Origin of the sequence: Dietzia sp. (assembly GCF_036741115.1) — a bacterium.
Taxonomy (GTDB): domain Bacteria; phylum Actinomycetota; class Actinomycetes; order Mycobacteriales; family Mycobacteriaceae; genus Dietzia.
In genome coordinates, this window is the sequence record NZ_DAINST010000016.1 from 1 (window position 1) to 17,162 (window position 17,162).

The 17,162-nt window shown below is 67.9% G+C and carries 14 protein-coding genes and 1 tRNA gene; 8 read left to right on the forward strand and 7 right to left on the reverse strand.

The annotated features are described in order from the left end of the window. Nucleotides 1-1,671 (reverse strand): BCCT family transporter (locus tag V7E05_RS04125; RefSeq protein ID WP_442891590.1); only part of this gene is annotated, 1,671 nt, incomplete at its 3' end. 870 nt (nucleotides 1,672-2,541) lie between these two features. Here V7E05_RS04125 and V7E05_RS04130 point away from each other — a divergent pair. Both V7E05_RS04130 and V7E05_RS04135 read left to right on the forward strand, forming a co-directional pair. Beyond that, entirely contained in the window at nucleotides 2,542-2,865 is a 324-nt protein-coding gene (locus V7E05_RS04130; protein WP_333618408.1) for a helix-turn-helix transcriptional regulator, read from the forward strand. 94 nt (nucleotides 2,866-2,959) lie between these two features. Beyond that, nucleotides 2,960-3,316: a hypothetical protein gene (locus V7E05_RS04135; RefSeq protein ID WP_333618409.1), complete on the forward strand. Its 357-nt coding sequence runs from the start codon at nucleotides 2,960-2,962 to the stop codon at nucleotides 3,314-3,316. A gap of 10 nt (nucleotides 3,317-3,326) precedes the next feature. Here V7E05_RS04135 and V7E05_RS04140 read toward each other — a convergent pair whose 3' ends face one another. Further along, nucleotides 3,327-3,800, reverse strand: a complete 474-nt coding sequence (locus tag V7E05_RS04140; protein ID WP_333618410.1) for a hypothetical protein — start codon at nucleotides 3,798-3,800, stop codon at nucleotides 3,327-3,329. Between the two features lie 209 nt (nucleotides 3,801-4,009). Here V7E05_RS04140 and V7E05_RS04145 point away from each other — a divergent pair, with 209 nt between their 5' ends. Continuing rightward, nucleotides 4,010-4,576: a hypothetical protein gene (locus tag V7E05_RS04145; RefSeq protein ID WP_333618411.1), complete on the forward strand. Its 567-nt coding sequence runs from the start codon at nucleotides 4,010-4,012 to the stop codon at nucleotides 4,574-4,576. Between the two features lie 85 nt (nucleotides 4,577-4,661). On the opposite strand, the gene V7E05_RS04150 is transcribed toward V7E05_RS04145, so the two are convergent. The 5 genes from V7E05_RS04150 to V7E05_RS04170 form a co-directional block, all read right to left on the reverse strand. Beyond that, a complete protein-coding gene (locus V7E05_RS04150; protein WP_333618412.1) occupies nucleotides 4,662-4,991 on the reverse strand; it encodes a helix-turn-helix domain-containing protein in 330 nt (109 codons plus the stop codon). A 315-nt stretch (nucleotides 4,992-5,306) separates the two neighbouring features. After that, nucleotides 5,307-5,378: transfer RNA gene (locus tag V7E05_RS04155), tRNA-Gln, on the reverse strand. A 169-nt stretch (nucleotides 5,379-5,547) separates the two neighbouring features. After that, nucleotides 5,548-6,237, reverse strand: a complete 690-nt coding sequence (locus V7E05_RS04160; RefSeq protein WP_333618413.1) for a vitamin K epoxide reductase family protein — start codon at nucleotides 6,235-6,237, stop codon at nucleotides 5,548-5,550. Nucleotides 6,238-6,337: 100 nt separating this feature from the next. After that, the gene (locus V7E05_RS04165; protein ID WP_333618414.1) at nucleotides 6,338-7,192 is read right to left on the reverse strand and encodes an SDR family NAD(P)-dependent oxidoreductase; all 855 of its coding nucleotides are present in this window, start codon (nucleotides 7,190-7,192) and stop codon (nucleotides 6,338-6,340) included. A gap of 5 nt (nucleotides 7,193-7,197) precedes the next feature. After that, nucleotides 7,198-8,799, reverse strand: coding sequence for a flavin-containing monooxygenase (locus V7E05_RS04170; protein WP_333618415.1), 1,602 nt, complete (start codon nucleotides 8,797-8,799; stop codon nucleotides 7,198-7,200). Between the two features lie 184 nt (nucleotides 8,800-8,983). Between V7E05_RS04170 and V7E05_RS04175 the strand changes: the two genes are divergently transcribed. From V7E05_RS04175 to V7E05_RS04195, 5 genes are all read left to right on the forward strand, one after another. Further along, nucleotides 8,984-9,415 carry a (deoxy)nucleoside triphosphate pyrophosphohydrolase gene (locus V7E05_RS04175; protein ID WP_333618416.1) on the forward strand — a complete coding sequence of 144 codons (432 nt, stop codon included), beginning with the start codon at nucleotides 8,984-8,986 and terminating at the stop codon, nucleotides 9,413-9,415. 2 nt (nucleotides 9,416-9,417) lie between these two features. Then, complete coding sequence (locus V7E05_RS04180; RefSeq protein WP_333618417.1) at nucleotides 9,418-12,522, forward strand: DEAD/DEAH box helicase; 3,105 nt, start codon at nucleotides 9,418-9,420, stop codon at nucleotides 12,520-12,522. A gap of 29 nt (nucleotides 12,523-12,551) precedes the next feature. After that, nucleotides 12,552-16,187, forward strand: a complete 3,636-nt coding sequence (mfd, locus tag V7E05_RS04185; protein WP_442891593.1) for a transcription-repair coupling factor — start codon at nucleotides 12,552-12,554, stop codon at nucleotides 16,185-16,187. Next, nucleotides 16,184-16,939: a MazG family protein gene (locus V7E05_RS04190; protein ID WP_333618418.1), complete on the forward strand. Its 756-nt coding sequence runs from the start codon at nucleotides 16,184-16,186 to the stop codon at nucleotides 16,937-16,939. Before mfd ends, V7E05_RS04190 begins: the two co-directional genes overlap by 4 nt. Nucleotides 16,940-16,974: 35 nt before the next feature. Further along, nucleotides 16,975-17,162 (forward strand): hypothetical protein (locus V7E05_RS04195; RefSeq protein ID WP_333618419.1); only part of this gene is annotated, 188 nt, incomplete at its 3' end.

A 17,162-nucleotide genomic window follows, 5' to 3' on the forward strand; every position in this document is an offset into this window, starting at 1 on the left:
CGCGATCACCGTCACCGGCAGGGCGAAGATCAGCGTCGCGTACTCCATCGTGGTGACACCGCCGGCGATGAGCATGGCGATGGTGAGGAGTGCGGTGAGGATCGACCAAAAAACGCGCAGCCACTTGGCGCCGTCCTCGGCCGGGTCCGGGATGGTCGAGGAGAAGTTCGACATGACCATCGCGCCAGAGTTCGCCGAGGTGAGGTAGAACAGCAGCCCCGAGAACGTGGCGAGGGCGATGAGGAACGTCGAGCCGGGGAACATGCCGAGCAGTTCGTAGAAGCCCTCCTCGGGGGACTCCTGCGCGTGCTGCGCGAACTCGGTGTTTCCGGCGAAGACCTCGGCGAGCGCGCTGTTGCCGAACACCGAGACGATGACGATGTCGCAGAGCACGGGGACGGTGATCGCGGCGATGACGAACTCGCGGATCGTGCGGCCGCGCGAGATGCGCGCGAGGAAGACGCCGACGAACGGGCCCCACGCGAGCCAGAACGCCCAGAAGAAGAGCGTCCACTTCGCCATCCACTCCGAGCCGCCGGCCTCGTACGCCATGGTCTGCAGGTGGCGCTCGGGGAGCGTCCAGACGAACTCGCCGATGTTCTCCACGAGCGCGTGGAGGAGGAACGCGGTCTTGCCCGTGACGACGATGTAGAGGACCAGCGCGCCGGCCGCCCAGAGGTTGAGCTCGGAGATGATGCGCACGCCCTTGTCGACTCCCGACGAGGTGGCGGCGATGGTGACGACGACGGCCACGACGACCAGGCCGATCTGGAGCGCGAGGCCAGTCTGGAGGCCGAAGAGAGTGGCGAAGCCGATGGCGAGGAGGACCACGCCGATGCCCATCGACGTGGCGACGCCCATGACGGTGCCGACGAGAGCGAAGATATCGATCGTGTCGCCGGCCGCGCCCTTGATGCGCTTGCCCACGAGCGGGTACAGCGCCGCGCGGATGGAGAGCGGCATGCCCCAGCGGTAGGCGAAGTAGCCCATCGCCATGCCGAGCAGGGCATACATGCTCCAGCCCGCGATCCCGTAGTGGAACATCGTCCAGATGACGGCGTCCCGTGCGGCGGCGGGGCTTTCCGGGATCTCCATCGGCGGCTTGTAGTACTGGGAGATCGGGCCGGTTACCGAGTAGAAGAGCATGTCGATGCCGACGCCCGCCGCGAAGAGCATGGCCACCCAGGTGAAGAGCTTGTACTGGGGCCTGGACTGGTCGGGCCCGAGCCGCACGCCGCCCTCCTTGGAGAAGGCGACGTACAGGACGAACAGGATGACGGCCGTGGTGGTGACCACGAAGATCCAGCCGAGGTTCGCCGAGCCCCACGCGACGATGGTCTCCATGGTGTGCGAGGCGTTGTCGGGGACGACCATTGCCCAGATCGAGAACGCGAGGATGACGGCCGAGGAGATCGCGAAGACCGGCCAATTGACGCGTGCGGTGGAGGCGCGTTGGCTGCCTTGGCTGCTGGGGCCGGAGTCGAGTTCCGTGCGCGCTGCGACGAGATCGTTGCTCGAAACGGGTGGGCGGGAATCGGATTCGCGCCGCTTGTTCTTCGGTGCGGCGTCTCTGTCCGTCCCGCCGAACCTCGTTCGTTCGATCGGTGGCGTGGTGTTGCGGCTGTCGGCCTTGGCCGAATTCTCGTCGCGTGCGTCGGAACTTTCGCTCACTCGGTCCCCTTCCCGGTTCAATTTTCTGAGATCAGCCTAAGAATGTACTCCTTGGTGACTCGTCAATCGAATCGCCGGCGGCGCCGCGCTGCCGCTCCGCCCGCGAGCCATGCACTAATCGTCGATTTGGAGCTTCGCGAGGCCGGAAATCAACAGGATCTGCATGCTTTAGCAGGAACTGCATGTTTCGCGGCCCGGGCTGCCTCGCCGGCGGGGTCGATGTGCCCAGTGGTGGCCGTGGGGAAGCGGCGCCCCGCGCAGGCGTCGGCGTCGGCGGGGTCGTGCCGACCGTAGGTGTCACCGATGTCCTGAGGCGTCGACGTGTCGCGGAGGCGAAACTCCCACAAAAAAGCATCGTGTACTTATAGATTGCTTACCGTTTGGGGGTAGGTGACGTGTCGACGATCTACGGCGCCCGAGCGATTGCGGGCTGCGCGGGGATTGCGAAAGTGGCTGTCGGGCACTGTCGTTGGCGGTCTGCACCGATGCAACGGCGACCAGAAGTCAAAGGCCGGAAAAACCGATAAGGAAAGTTTGCTCAAAAATGTGGTGCGTTGCGGTGTGCACGCTAAGCTTTGCTAGCAAGTTCCGGCGCGGCCTCCCAAAAGGGACCGTCGCCACCCGCGAATCGCGCTCACGAACCGTTATCGCCCGCATCCACGCCTCGCGCTCCAGTGCCCCGCATACCGCGAAACCGGCACAACCGAACACCAGCCAACTGGCCTCGCCGAGAACACTCCGGCGGGGTCCGTTTCGTCTCGCATCGTTCGGTTCCCGGTGCGCCCGGTTCGGTCGGGGCCTTCACCTCAACCCCCGGGGTGCCCGCATCGGCGGGCGCCCCTCCCGACCCGTCCCCGAGGAGACAACGCCGTGGCGCACAAGCCCGAATCGCTCGATTCACTCATCGTCGATGGCCAGGAGTACTGGCCGCTGCCCAGCGTGATCGAGTTCAGCGGGCTCAGCCGCCACACCTTCGCCACGTACGTCTCCCGCGGCCAGGCGCCGGCGCCGGCGTTCCTCGTGGGCTCGGCGTCGATCTGGCGCGCCGACGAGATCCGCAATTGGGTCCGGACCAGGCCGGGGAAGCCAGGCCGGCCACGCAAATCGCGCCCGCCGTTCGAGCAGACGCCCGGGAATGCGCCCGATTCCCCGCCGAATTCCCCGCCCTCCTTCCCAGTCGGCCCACAGGGGTAGCGCAGGCCTTTGCCCTACCCCTATGACGGCGAAGGTCCTTCTCAGCAAACGACCCCGGGGATACGCTGGTCCTCCCCGGTCCAAGGAGGCCGCCATGTCCGCTCGTAGTTCGATCCGCGCAGTCAGCACCGTTTTCGTCGTCGCCGGTCTCGGCGCCGGCGCCATGATCGCCTCGGCGGGAGTCGCGTCTGCCGACGTCGCGCCCGGCCTCTACACGTCGTCGACCATCTCGGCGGGCAGCGTTCTCCTCGCGCGCGATGCTCGCGTCGAGGGCAACGAGCTCGTGCTCATCGGTCGCTACGAGATCCATCCGACGCCCACCGGCGGTTACGTCGACCTGTTCCCCGGGCACCGCGTGTTCCTCAACGCCGACGGCAACGGCGGCTACTCCGGGCCCGCGTTCCTTGGCCCGTTCGAGATCGGTTCCATTTCCCTGACGCCGAAGGGCTGAATTTCCGGGCTCAGACGCCAAAGGGTTTGGCCGATTTTTGACGCCTTGCCACCACGATTTCCACGACGGCCGCGATAATGCCCACCACGGAAATCACTGGGGTGACGAGTAGGAGGGCCACCATCAAGACCGGGCCTACGGGCTCGGAATTGATCAGATCAAGAGTTGCCGAATCGAGAGCCGCGAGTCCCCATCCCAGTGGTCCCGCCACGACGAGGGCGATAAGCAGGCGCGCGACAGCGAGGTGGTCTGCGCGGGTCAGTGTCCACCAGGAGAGCCCGGACCACACCGCGGTCACGGCGACAATGGCGGCGATTGCCAAGCCTGGCGGAATGAAGCTCCCGTCGGGAGGCGGGGGCTTCGATCCCGCTGCGTCGACGAGCGCCGTGACTGTCCACACCGCGAAGATCGCTGCTGTGCAGAGAAAGACCACGCCCACCGGGAATCCGGGGCGGTCCCTTAGCCTCTGGCCGCTCGTCTTCATGGCTTTCCAGCCTATCGGCGGGAGTGCGGACGCTGTGGTCGAAGCGCGTGGGATCAGTTGTGGCTCGCAGGATGGGCACTGGGCGGCTGAACAATAGCCCACCCCCGAACTAACCCCAGAAACACTTTTCGCTCAGTACGCGCTAAGGGTGTGAATAAATATTGGCCAGTTAGGCGCAATTCCTCGATTCCTCGTGAAGGGAAGTCCATATGGGTATCCGACGCTCAGCATTTGCAGCCGTTGCGGCCGTCCTCGCGATGGGCGCGATGACGGCATGTTCGAGTAACAACGCCGGCGACGAAGCGGTGGTCACGGTGACCAAGTCGGCAGAGTCGACAGCTTCGAAGTCGAGCAGCAAGGCCGCAACGTCCACGCCGGAGACGACAGAGGCGACAGAGACTTCGCCCGTCGCGCAGCCTGCGGATTCAGCGTCCGGCAGCGGTGATGGCTGCCTCGTGGGATCGACGGGACAGCCGGAGTTCCAGGGCACGCAGTGCATGGACAAGCAGATTGCATCGTGCGCCACCGACCCGACCCTGTATCAGGCGGGAACTACCTGGTTTACCGACGGAACCTCTGGCTGGACGCAGACCTGCGCAGACCAGATGCCGTCGGCGCCCACGTTCGACCAGGACGCGTACAACGACCAGTTCAGGGAGGACTACCAGAACACCCATCCGACGCCGACGTTCGATCCCGACTCGGCGGACGGATACGGCCCTAACCAGGAACTTCCTCCGCTATGCGTCCGGTTCCCGGACAACTACGATTGTTGATGGCCAGTGCCGGATTAGGTGCGATTCGTTGGGAGAGCGGGCCTAACTGCGGTATGGCGACGTCGGGGAGCGAGTAATCGGCTGATCACGCCATTTCGTGTGCGCGGATCTCCTCGACGGCCTCCGCACTCGGCGGCTCGATGCTCAGCCCGATCCCGAGGGCGCTCGCCATGTTGACGAGGGCGTCGAGCGAGAATCGGCTGATCTTGCCGGTGCAGAGGTCGGAGATCCTCGGCTGCTGCACGTTCAGGTTGCGGGCGGCCTTGGACTGCGACCAGCCGAAGGCGTCGATCTGGTCGGTGATCGCGTTCATCAGCTGAGCGCGCAGAGCGAGGTTGGCGGCCTCGTCCGGCGTGTTGGTGATCGCGTCCCATACGGAGGCGAACCTCTGGGTTTCGTTGGTGCTGGTGCTCATCCCTATCCCTACGCCGGTTCTCTCGAGCTGCATGCTCGACCACCAACAACGCTAGCTCCACCAGGCGTATATATCCATACGGATATGAGGGCTGACTGGAACTGGGAATGACGAAGGCCAGTCAAGAATCGGGCGAGCTCGACCTCACCAGGTGGCAAATGCACGCCAACCCCGCGCGTAGGCGGGGTTGGTGGCTGCTTTGGTTCGCCACAGGGCGAATACCTGTCAAGAACGTATCTCATCTGCCCGGCATCATCCAGGTTTGAGGCCCGAAGCGGTGGCAAAAAACATCTGACCTTCGTAAAGGCCGTAGTGCTCCGCCGCCAGGACTCGAACCTGAAACGCCTGAACCAAAATCAGGAGTGTTGCCGATTACACCACGGCGGAATGCCGGACCGGCGGGTGCCGCGATGGGCTGCGGCGAGCGCCGTGGTCCGCGATCAGTGTGGCACATCTCCGGCTGGAGCGGCCACTTGGCCCGCCGCCGCAGAGGACCGGGAAAGAGCAGGCAGGCGGGGCGATGGGCGCCTCCGCCGTCATGGGCGGGGTAGAGGTTCTAGGAGAAGAGGCGCGTAAAGAAATCGGCCCAGTAGAAGTCCCAGAAGTGGACGAGGATCGTGCCGATCACGAGGAGGTACCAGAGCACCAGCGGGATGAGGTGCCACGCCCGGAGGGCACGGACCCAGCCGGCGGTGGTGAACCGGCCGAGCGTGTGCAGCAGCGTGTACCAGAACATCGGCGCCATCACGGTCCACACGGCCATGCACCACGGGCACAGGTAGCCGATGTTGAAGATGGTCTGGTACGCGAACCACTGCACCCAGCCGATGCCGAACAGCAGGCCGAGCACCGTGCCGACCATGTACCAGCGCGGGAAGCGGACGCCGGCGAGCAGCGCGACGCCGATCGCGATGGTGATCCCGAAGCCGATGAGCCCCACGATCGGATTGGGGAAGCCGAAGGCCTGGCCCTGGTCCGAGGAGATCACGGACTTGCAGCTCACGAGGATCGAGAAGTTGCACGACGGGACGAAGTCGGGGTTCTCGAGGATGCGGATCTTGTCGAGCGTCAGCTCGAACGCCGCCACGATCCCGACGATCGAGCCGATCGTGAGGATGATGCCGATGGTGCGCGGGGAGAAGATGCCCGCGCGCTCGTCGGGCTCCGCCGACACGTTCGTGCCATCGACCGTGTCTACGGCCTCGCCGCCGACGCCATCGTCCTCGTGCTTTGCCGCACTCGCCATGTTCGATCCGTTCCGCCGCGCCACACGCGGCCATCTCGCCAGGATTCGCTCCCCATCCTAGGGGCCTGAGCGCACGGCCCACCACGGCCCACCACGGCCGCTACTGCGAGTTCGCCTGCGCCTCCGCATTCTTCCGCTCGATGCCGCGGCCCACGGCGCGGACACCGAGCAGATACGGCACCCGGGCGTAGCGCTTCGAGTACCACAGGAACGTGGCGGCGGCGTCGGGCGTGATCACGAGCCGCTTCGCCGCGATCGCGCGGTGCGCGCGCTTGGCGATCAGCTCGGAGGTGAGCCGCGTGCGCCCGAGCAACACGCGGGCCATCGAATCCGCGTCCGCGTCGTCGCCGGTCAGCGAATCGGCGAGCCCGGAGCGGAAGAACTGCGGGCAGATCACCGACGTGGTGATCCCGCGCGGGCGCAGTTCGGCGTCGAGCGTCTCGGCGATGGCCACGGCGCCGGCCTTCGTGGCGTTGTAGGTGCTCATGTACGGGCCGTGGATGAGCCCCGCCGCCGACGCCGTGATCACGACCTGCCCGCCGCGCGGCAGCTTCGGCACGAACGTGCGGCACCCGCGCACGATGCCGAGCAGGTTGATGTCGATCGCGTGCTGCCACGTATCCATCGACGTCTTGTCGATCCGCCCGCCCACGGCGATCCCGGCATTGCACACCAGGATGTCCAGCTTTGTGACGGCGAGCGACGCGGCCTCCCAGGCCAGGTCCGAGGTCACGTCGAGCTGCAGGTACGTCCAGTCCCCGTCCAGGGAGTGCACGGCGGCGGGTGCCTCCGGGTAGAGGTCGGTGCAGATCACGCGGTCACCGCCGGCGAGGAACTCGCGCGCGAGCTCGAGCCCCAGGCCCGAGGCCGCGCCGGTTATGAGCACGGTGCGCGGTTCGCGCGCTTCGCCGCGGTCGCGGCCGAGTACGGCGGCGACGGTGGAGGGGAGCTGCATGTGGTTCAGGGCCTTTCTGCGAGCGCCGACGCCGGGACGTCGTGCGCGGGGGTGAGGGCCGGTGCGACGGCGCCCGGCTCCGGCGCCGGCGCGGTGGGCGCGAGGTGCGAGGCGACATCGGCATCGAACGCCATGTCTCGCCGCTGGTCGCCGAACTCGAGCGTCGGGATCTCGAGGAGGTAGTTCTGGTCGTAGCGCCACGGGTGGTGCTCGCCCTGCCGCGGCAGGTACGCGGCGCCGCGGCGGACGTAGCCGGCGTCGAGGTCGAGCATCGGCCGCTCGAACGTCCCTACCGGCGGGATGGGCACGTACGTGCGCACTCCCGTCTTCCACAGCTTGACCATGTAGCGCGAGACCATGTCCGCGCGCAGCGTCCACGACGCGTTGACGTAGCCGATGGTGAAGCTCACGTTGGGGATCCCGCCGAGCATCATCCCGCGGTAGGCGACCGTCTTCGTGACGTCGACGTCCTCGCCGTCGATGGCGATCTGTGCCCCGCCGAACGCCTGCAGATCGAGCCCCGTGGCCGTGACGATGATGTCCGCCTCGAGCTCCTTGCCCGAGCGCAGCCGGATGCCGGTGGGCGTGAACCGATCGATCTTGTCGGTGACCACCTTCGCGCCCCGCGCGATCGCCTGGAAGATGTCGCCGTCGGGGGCCTTGCAGACGCGCTGGTCCCACGGCCGGTAGTCGGGGGAGAAGTGCTCGTCGAGGACCTCGGCCGAGACGTACCGGCGCTGCATGAGCCGCAGCACGGCCTTGAACAGCCACGGCACGCGCTGGGCGATCACGAACTGTCCGATATCGCGGACACCGTGCGAGAAGCGCGCGGCCTTGTGCGCGGCGAGATCCGGGAGCAGGGCGTTCCACACCGCGCTGATCCGGTCCTTCTCGGGCAGCGGCCCGATGTAGGTGGGCGTGCGCTGCAGCATGGTGACGTCGACTCCCTCGGATTCGAGGGCGGGCACGAGGGTCACGGCCGTGGCGCCGGAGCCGATGACCACGACCTTCTTGCCGGTGCAGTCCTTGCCCTCCGGCCACTGCTGAGGATGGAGGATCTCGCCGGCGAAATCCTCCTCGCCGGGAAACACCGGGCGGTAACCGTCCTCGTGGCGGTAATAGCCGGCGCCCAGGTGGACGCGGCGCGCCCAGATGATGCGCTCCTCGCGCTGCTCCGCGCCCTCGGGGGAGGTGTCGCGGAGCGCCGTCACACGATGGAGTTCCCGTCCGGTGTCCCAGTCGATCCGGGCGATCCAGGAGCGGAAGTGAAGGCGCTCGAGAGCCCCGGCCTCGCGCGCCGTGTCGCGAATGTACTCCTTGATCTCGGGGCCCTTGCCCAGCGTCGAGGCGTGCGGCCACGCGCGGAACGGGAAGCCGAAGGTGGCCATGTCCGAGTCGGAGCGGATGCCGGGGTAGCGGAAGGTGTGCCACGTGCCGCCGAGGTCCGAGTGCACGTCGTGGATCTCCCACTCCCAGCCGGGGAAATTCTCCGAAACGTGGTGGGCGAGATCGATCCCGGAGATCCCCGCGCCCACGATGAGGAGGTCGAGCGGGGCATCGGGGGTCGATCCGGCCGTGCCCCCTGCGGCATGGGATGTGACGTTCATAACTTTACATTAGACCCGTTCGTGTCTAGTTTGTCGATCATTTGCGAGGAAATCGGGGGGACTGCGAGGCCGGGGCAGGGCGGTGGGCACGGTTGACGCGCCGGTGCCGGCGAGTCCTTCGGCGGGCCGGCGCAGGAATATAGGCTGACGGCGACGGAACCGTGCGCGATGGGGAGCGGAGCTTATGAAGAAAGAGATCAACGTCGTCGGCGCGGTCGTCGTGGACGGCGGGAAAATCCTCTGCGCGCGCCGGAGCGAGACCATGTCGCTCCCCGGCATGTGGGAGTTTCCCGGCGGCAAGATCGAGGCCGGCGAGACGCCGCGGGCCGCGCTCGCCCGGGAGATGCGCGAAGAGCTCGACTGCGTGGTCGAGGTGGAGGAGCAGGTCGAATCCACTCGCCACGAATACGATTTCGGTTTCGTGACTCTGACGACCTTTTACTCGACGCTCGCCGGGGACGCGCCGCGGCTGCGCGAGCACTCCGAGATCCGCTGGCTCGATCCCGGCGAGCTGGGAAGCCTCGAGTGGGCGCCCGCCGATATCCCGGCGGTGGAGAAGATCGCGGCCGACGACGCTGCTGCCGCGGCCGACGTTTCCCGCCCCGCCGGGCGTTGAGCGTGGGGACTCCCGGAGGGATTGGCGGAGGGATTCGCGGGGACGTCGAGTTCGGCTTCCTCGACGCGAGCGTTTCCACGGAGAAGCTCTACAGCCCGAAGCTCGTCTACAACGTGCCTCCGGACACGATGTACAAGGCGATCCTCGAGGAGCTCCGCCGCTCCCGCGAGTTCGTCTTCTCCGTAGCCTTCGTCACTCCCGACGCGATCGCTTCGCTCAAGCAGGCGTTCGTGGACTTCGACGGGCCGGGAACCGTGATTACCTCGACCTACCTGAGGTTCAACCCGCCCGAGAGCTTCCGCGAGCTCCTCAACCTCCGCGACCTCGGGATAACCGTGCGCGTCGTGCCCGAATCGCCCCGCGGCTTCCACCCCAAGGGCTTCCTCTTCCGGCAGGACGAGAGCACGACGGCCATCGTGGGCAGCTCGAACCTCACGGCCAAGGCGTTGAGGCTCAACCACGAGTGGAACCTGCGGTTCTCCGCGCTGCCTGGCGGGGACATCGTCAACCAGCTCGACGCGGCGGTCGAGGCGCAGCTCGCGGAGTCCTTCGAGCTCACCGAGGAGTGGGTCGACGATTACGCGAAGGACTACACGCCGCCGCAGTTCCACACGAGCGCTCCGGCGCCTGGTTCCCCAAGTGCCGGCGGATCAAGCTCGATCGTCCCGAACTCGATGCAGGCGGAGGCGCTCGCGCAGATCGCAGCACTGCGAGCGGAGGGAAAGACGCGCGCCCTGGTGATCTCCGCGACGGGCACGGGCAAGACCATCCTCGCCGCCCTCGACGTCCGGGCCGTGGCGCCGAAGAAGATGCTGTTCGTGGTGCACCGCGAACAGATCCTCGATCGCGCCATCGAGGAGTTCATCGCCGTGCTCGGCATCGACGAATCCGAAATCGGGAAGTTCGTCGGGAGCCGGCGCGAGCTCGACCGCAAGTACGTCTTCGCCACGCCGCAGTCCCTCGGCTCGGCGGCGACCCTCGCCGAAATCCCCCGCGATCTCTTCGACTACGTGCTGGTCGACGAGGTGCACCGCGCAGGCGCGAAGATGCACCTGGACATCATCAACCACTTCCAGCCGGACTTCCTGCTCGGGATCACCGCGACCCCGGAGCGCACCGACGACTTCAATATCTTCGCGCTCTTCGACTTCAACGTCGCCTACGAGATCCGCCTCCAGCAGGCGCTCGAGGCCGGGATGCTCGCGCCGTTCCATTACTACGGGATCGCGGACGTCGGGTCCGGGGCGAGCGCCATCGGCTCGTCGTCCAATCTCGCGGCACTGCTTGCCCCGGAGCGCGTCGACCACATCGTCGCCACGATCGAGCGCTACGGGCACGCAGGAACCCCGGTCCGCGGGCTCTTCTTCTGTAGTAGAAACGAGGAGGCGGCGCGGCTCTCGCAGGCGCTCAACGAGCGCGAGGTGCACGGGCACAAGCTGCGGACCAGGGCGCTCTCGGGCGCCGATTCGATCGCGGAGCGGGCGGAGATCGTCGCGAAGCTCCAGCGGGGCGAGCTCGACTACATCCTCACCGTCGACATCTTCAACGAGGGCGTCGACATCCGCTCGATCAACCAGATCGTCATGCTCCGCCAGACCACCTCGGCCATCGTGTTCACGCAGCAGCTCGGTCGTGGCCTGCGAAAGAGCAAGGGCAAGGACTACCTCGTCGTCATCGATTTCATCGGCAACTACGAGAGCAACTTCCTCGTGCCGATCGCGCTGTTCGGGGACAAGAGCCTCAACAAAGACTCAATCCGGCGGCAGATGATCGAGGCCCAGGACGTCGGCAACCTGGCCGGCCTGTCGAGCGTCAACTTCGACGAGATCTCGAAGGAGCGGATCTTCCGGGCTCTCGACTCGGCGAAGCTCGACAGCATCAGGAACCTCAAGAAGGTCTACGAGGAGCTCCGGGCGCGGATGGGCGAGACGCCTGCGCTTCTCGACTACGCCCTCCAGGACGTAGTCGACCCGGTCGTCCTCGCCAGGGCCAAGGGGAACTACTGGACCCTTCTCAACGTCTTCGACTCCGAGATGTCGAAGCCGAGCAAGGAGGACAGCGCTGTCCTCGACCTCCTCTCCGGCGAGGTGCTCAACGGGAAGCGGCCGCACGAACTCCTGCTCCTTAAGGCTCTCCTCGACGCCGACTCCGGCGAGCTGCCGGAGGACGACGCGGCGGCGCTGTTCGCCGCCGAGGAGCTTGCGCACGACGAACCCACGCTCGAGTCCGTCCGCCGGATACTCGACCTCGAGTTCTTCACCAGCGTGGAGAGGAAGCGGTACACCGTCCCGCTCGTGGACTGGTCGGAGGGAAAGATCCGGCTCGGCGCCGAATTCCGCTCGCTCCTCGGCTCGAGCGGCACGCTCGAGGAGCGCGTGCGCGACTGCCTCGACACCGGGCTCTTCCTCGCACGCCACCGATACGTGTGGGCGAAAGACCTGGAGATCGGGAAGAAGTACTCCCGCAAGGACGTGTGCCGCCTCCTCAACTGGAAGAGCAACCAGCAGGGCACGATTTACGGGTACAAGGTCGACTCCTACTCCGAGACCTGCCCGATCTTCGTCACTTATCACAAGCACGAGGACGTCTCGGCGAGCACGCTGTACGAGGATTCCTTCCGCTCCGAGTCGACGCTCCGGTGGTTCACGCGCAGCTCACGGACGCTGAAGAGCGCAGAGGTCGCGGCGATCGTGGACAACACGGTTCCGCTCTACCTCTTTGCCAAGAAGGACGACGGCGAGGGTTCCGATTTCTACTACCTCGGACAGGCGGAGGCCTCGAACCCGGAACAGACGACGATGCCCGGTGGCAAGGGCAAGCCGCTCGACGTCGTCACCATGGACCTCAACCTCGAGGTGCCCGTCGGCGCGGGGCTCTACGACTACCTCGTGGGCACCCCGACCACGACCGTGCCTCTGCAGAACGAGGTCAACGAGGTCTCGGAGCACCGCCGATCGGCGGCTGGGACTCGCCGGGGACTCAGGGCGAACTCGATCTCTGAGCCCCTGTCGCGGGCGGAACCGGAAGTGTCGGGGGTCCGACCTACACTTGGAGTGTTTGGTCATGGGGATCGGTGCGCGGATTGGCGCATGAGGGAGAAGCAGTAGTGGCAGAGGAATTGGGCGGCGCGGCCTCGCTGCGCCCGCTCTTCGAGGAGTTCACCTCCCGGCCCGCGGGCGCGCGCATTCGCGAAAGCGCCGGCGCCGATCGGGCGACGCTCCGGGCGGCCGATGCGCTGCGTCCGTTCGTCGTGGGGGAGCTCGCCGAGAAGGATCCGCTGCTCGTCGTCACAGCCACGGAGCGGGAGGCCGAGGAGCTCGCCGGCGCGGTGGGCGCGCTCACCGCGCACAGCGTCGCGCAATTTCCCAGCTGGGAGACGCTGCCGCACGAGCGCCTGTCGCCGGGCAAGGAGACCGTCGGCCGCCGCCTCGAGGTGCTGCACGAGATGGTCGCGGGGCCGCGGGGCGGCGAATCCACGCGGGTCGTGGTGGCGTCGGTGCGCGCCGTCATCCAGCCGGTCTCTCCCGTCGCGGCGCGGCGCCTGCCCATCGAGCTGCGCGTCGGCGCCACTGCGGATCCCACGGAGCTCGTCGAGCAGCTCGGCGTCTTCGCCTACTCGCGCGAGGACATGGTCTCGCGGCGCGGCGATATGGCCGTGCGCGGCGGCATCGTCGACGTGTTCCCCACGACCCACGACTACCCGGTCCGCATCGAATTCGATGATGACGAAGTGGTCTCCATCCGCGAGTTCCTCGTCGCCGACCAGCGCTCGCTGGCCGAAGGCTCCCTCGAGGGCATCGACCTCTACCCATGTAGAGAAACACTTTTGACGCCGGAGGTCCGCGCCCGCGCGGCGGAGCTTGCCGCCGCGCACCCGGAGAATCCCACGCTGCGCGAGCTCCTCGACTCCCTCGCCGCCGGCGTGCCGAAGGACGGGATGGAGGCGCTGGCCTCCGTGCTCGAGCCGGACGAGCAGCGGATCCTGCCGCTGCTCATGCGCCCCGGGACCCGCGTGGTGGTCTGCGATCCGGACAAGGTGCGCAGGCGCGCCGGGGACCTCGCCGCGGCAGGCCGCGAGTTCCTCGAGGCCTCGTGGACCGCGGCGACCATGGGTTCGGATGCCCCGATCGACTCGAATTCGCTCGACCTCTCGGGCTCCGGCTACCTCACGTTCTCCGAGGTCCGCGAGCAGTCGCTCGCCGAGGAGCTGTCGTGGTGGCAGCTCGTGCCCAAGGGCTTCCTCGCCGACGAGGACGCGGGCGAGCTCGTGGAGATCGAGTCCGCGGATCCGCCCGCGCCCCGCGGCAAGGAGGCGGCGTTCGAGGAGTTCTTCGCCGAGGCCCGCAAGGCCGTGGGCGCGGGCGACACGTACGTCGCCGTCACAAATTCCAAGGGCTCGGCCACCCGCCTCGTCGAGCGGGCGCACGAGTCCGAGCTCGCCGCGAGCGTGGTCGAGGCCGGGGCCGAGCTCCCCGCGGGGCACCTCGCGGTGCTCGTCGGGCCGCTCATCGACGGCTTCGCGCTGGACGCGACGGAAGGGGCCGCCGGCCGCTTCGTGCTTTTGTGCGAATCGGAGCTCTCCGGCAATCGCGTCGCCGGGCGCTCGGGCGGCAAGACCAAGCACGCCAAGCGCAGGAACCAGGTCGATCCGCTCGCCCTCGCCTCCGGCGACCTCGTGGTGCACGAGCAGCACGGCATCGGCCGCTTCGTGGAGATGATCGAGCGGACAACCCGCGGCAAGAACGGCTCGGGCCGGCGGGAATACCTCGTCATCGAGTACGCGGCGAGCAAGCGCGGCGCCCCGCCGGACCGGCTCTTCGTGCCCATGGAGCAGCTCGGCCAGCTCTCCCGCTACGTCGGCGGGGAGGCGCCCACGCTGTCGAAGATGGGCGGCGCCGACTGGCAGAACACCAAGCGCAAGGCGCGCAAGGCGGTCCGCGAGATCGCCACCGAGCTCGTCGCCCTGTACGCCAAGCGGCAGGCCGCGCCGGGCCACGCCTTCTCCCCGGACACCCCGTGGCAGGTGGAGATGGAGGAGGGTTTCCCCTACACCGAGACCATCGATCAGATGACGGCCATCGAGGACGTCAAGTCCGATATGGAGAAGCCGGTCCCCATGGACCGGGTCATCGTCGGCGATGTCGGCTACGGCAAGACAGAGGTCGCGGTGCGCGCCGCGTTCAAGGCCGTCCAGGACGGCAAGCAGGTCGCGGTCCTCGTGCCCACGACCCTGCTCGCGCAGCAGCACCTGCAGACCTTCGCCGAGCGCATGGCCGGCTACCCGGTCACGGTCAAGGGGCTCTCGCGGTTCACCAGCGACGCCGAGGCGAAGCAGACCCTCGCGGGCCTCGCCGACGGGAAGGTCGACATCGTCATCGGCACGCACCGGCTCCTCGCCACGGGCGTGCGCTGGAAGCAGCTCGGCCTCGTGATCGTCGACGAGGAGCAGCGCTTCGGCGTCGAGCACAAGGAGCACATCAAGGCCCTGCGCAACGCGGTCGACGTGCTCACGATGTCCGCGACCCCGATCCCGCGCACCCTCGAGATGTCGCTCGCCGGGATCCGCGAGATGTCGCAGATCCTCACGCCGCCGCAGGACCGGCTGCCAGTGCTCACCTACGTGGGCGCGTACTCGGACAAGCAGGTCGCCGCCGCGATCCGCCGCGAGCTGCTGCGCGAGGGGCAGGTGTTCTTCGTCCACAACCGCGTGTCCTCGATCGACGCGACCGCCGCCCACCTGCGCGATCTCGTCCCCGAGGCGCGCATCGCGGTGGCGCATGGGCAGATGAGCGAGGAGCAGCTCGAGCAGACCGTCGGCGGCTTCTGGAACCGCGAATACGACGTCCTCGTGTGCACGACAATTGTAGAGACCGGGCTCGACATCTCGAACGCGAACACGCTCATCGTCGACCGCGCCGAGAACCTCGGCCTGTCGCAGATGCACCAGCTCCGCGGCCGCGTCGGCCGCTCGCGCGAGCGCGGCTACGCGTACTTCCTCTACTCGCCGGACCGCACGCTCACCGAGACCTCCTACGACCGCCTCGCGGTGATCGCCCAGAACAACGACCTCGGCGCAGGCATGGCCGTGGCGATGAAGGACCTGGAGCAACGCGGCGCCGGCAACGTGCTCGGCGGGGAGCAGTCCGGGCACATCGCGGGCGTCGGCTTCGACCTCTACGTCCGTCTAGTAGGGGAGGCCGTCGAGGCGTTCCGCGCCGTCGCCGACGGCGAGACCCCCGAGGCCGAGCCCGAGAACCGCGAGATGCGCATCGACCTCCCCGTCGACGCCTATCTGCCCGCCGACTACGTCGACTCCGAGCGCCTCCGCCTCGAGGCGTATCGCAAGCTCGCCCAGGCGCAGGATTTCGACGCCGTCGATGCCGTGTGCGAGGAGCTCTTCGACCGCTACGGCGCGCTGCCGGAGCCCGCGCGCCGCGTCGCCTCGGTCGCCCGGCTGCGGATCGTCGCGGCGAGCCACGGCGTCTCCGATGTGGTGCTCGCCGGCTCCCGCATCCGCATCGCGCCGCTCGACCTCCTCGACTCGCAGCAGATGCGGCTCAAGCGCCTGTACCCGTCGGCGCTCTACAAGGCCACGTCGCGGACCATCCAGCTCCCACTGCCCAAGTCCGCCTCCGCGCGCCCCGGCGCCGGCGGCGAGCCCGAGGCCAAGGACGACGAGCTGCTCCAGTACGTCGCCGATTTCCTCACGGCCATGGCGGGCGAGCCCGAGGGCTCGGTGCGGGTCGTCGCGGAGAAGGCCCACCAGGCATGACGCCGGACGCCACCCCTTCCCCCGACGATCCGGGCCCCCTTGTGCAGGCCGCCCGCCTCTTCGCGCGGATCCGCAGGGAGGGCGAGTGGGAGTCGGCGCAGACCCACGCCTCGCTCGTGCCGTACCTGATCGAGGAGTCCTGGGAACTCGCCGACGCCATCGCCGACGGCGACAGGGCCGAGCTGCGCTCCGAGCTCGGGGACCTGCTGCTGCAGGTCCTCTTCCACTCGGCGATCGCCGCCGAGGACCCGTCAGATCCCTTCGACGTCGACGACGTGGCCACGGCGATGCTCGACAAGCTCCGCCGCCGCGCCCCCTACTGGTTCGAGGACGGACCTCCGCAGATGGACGCCGAGGAGCAGGACAGGGTGTGGGAGGCCGCGAAGGCGGCGGAGGGGCGCCGCGGCGTCTTCGACGGCATCGCCTGGGGGCTGCCGGCGCTGGCTCTCGGCGACAAGGTCCTCGCCCGCTGCCGCAAGGCGGGGGTCCCGGCCGAGTGCGTGCCCCGGGAAATCGTGGCGCCCGCCGTCATGGGATATGGGCAGGGTGACGGGAGCGAGCCGGGAGAGGACCCGAGCGAGGGCTCGGAGAACGCCCACCGCCAGGCCATCCGCCGCTTTGCGCGGCGCGTCGAGGCGGCGGCGCAGGAGATCGGCGCCGATCAGGGCGCGGAGGCGCCGTTCGCGGCGGAACTGTGGCGAGCGGCACTTGATCGGCCGGGGTCCTCGGCCGAAACCGCAGAGTCGATTTAGCGTCCACATAGGTTGGATCGGCACAATGGTCGGCGATGTCTAGCCTCATGAGCCTCCGAATGGAGACCCCCGAGAAGAGCCCCCACCAGCGGCGAGCCCGCGGCGGTGCCGCGCGCCGCGTCTCCGCGTTCGCCGCGTTGGGCGCGGCGCTCGCGCTGTCCGCGTGCAGCGCCGCCGAAGTCGGCTCGCCCTTCGTGTCGATCCCTCCCGGGACGCCGCCGCC

Excerpts from the sequence above, each read along its gene's own strand:
- V7E05_RS04175 (WP_333618416.1), top strand. The coding sequence starts at position 8,984 with ATGAAGAAAGAGATCAACGTCGTCGGCGCGGTCGTCGTGGACGGCGGG.
- V7E05_RS04165 (WP_333618414.1), bottom strand. The coding sequence starts at position 7,192 with ATGCAGCTCCCCTCCACCGTCGCCGCCGTACTCGGCCGCGACCGCGGC.
- V7E05_RS04135 (WP_333618409.1), top strand. The coding sequence starts at position 2,960 with ATGTCCGCTCGTAGTTCGATCCGCGCAGTCAGCACCGTTTTCGTCGTC.
- V7E05_RS04190 (WP_333618418.1), top strand. The coding sequence starts at position 16,184 with ATGACGCCGGACGCCACCCCTTCCCCCGACGATCCGGGCCCCCTTGTG.
- V7E05_RS04160 (WP_333618413.1), bottom strand. The coding sequence starts at position 6,237 with ATGGCGAGTGCGGCAAAGCACGAGGACGATGGCGTCGGCGGCGAGGCC.
- V7E05_RS04140 (WP_333618410.1), bottom strand. The coding sequence starts at position 3,800 with ATGAAGACGAGCGGCCAGAGGCTAAGGGACCGCCCCGGATTCCCGGTG.
- V7E05_RS04145 (WP_333618411.1), top strand. The coding sequence starts at position 4,010 with ATGGGTATCCGACGCTCAGCATTTGCAGCCGTTGCGGCCGTCCTCGCG.
- V7E05_RS04170 (WP_333618415.1), bottom strand. The coding sequence starts at position 8,799 with ATGAACGTCACATCCCATGCCGCAGGGGGCACGGCCGGATCGACCCCC.
- V7E05_RS04150 (WP_333618412.1), bottom strand. The coding sequence starts at position 4,991 with ATGAGCACCAGCACCAACGAAACCCAGAGGTTCGCCTCCGTATGGGAC.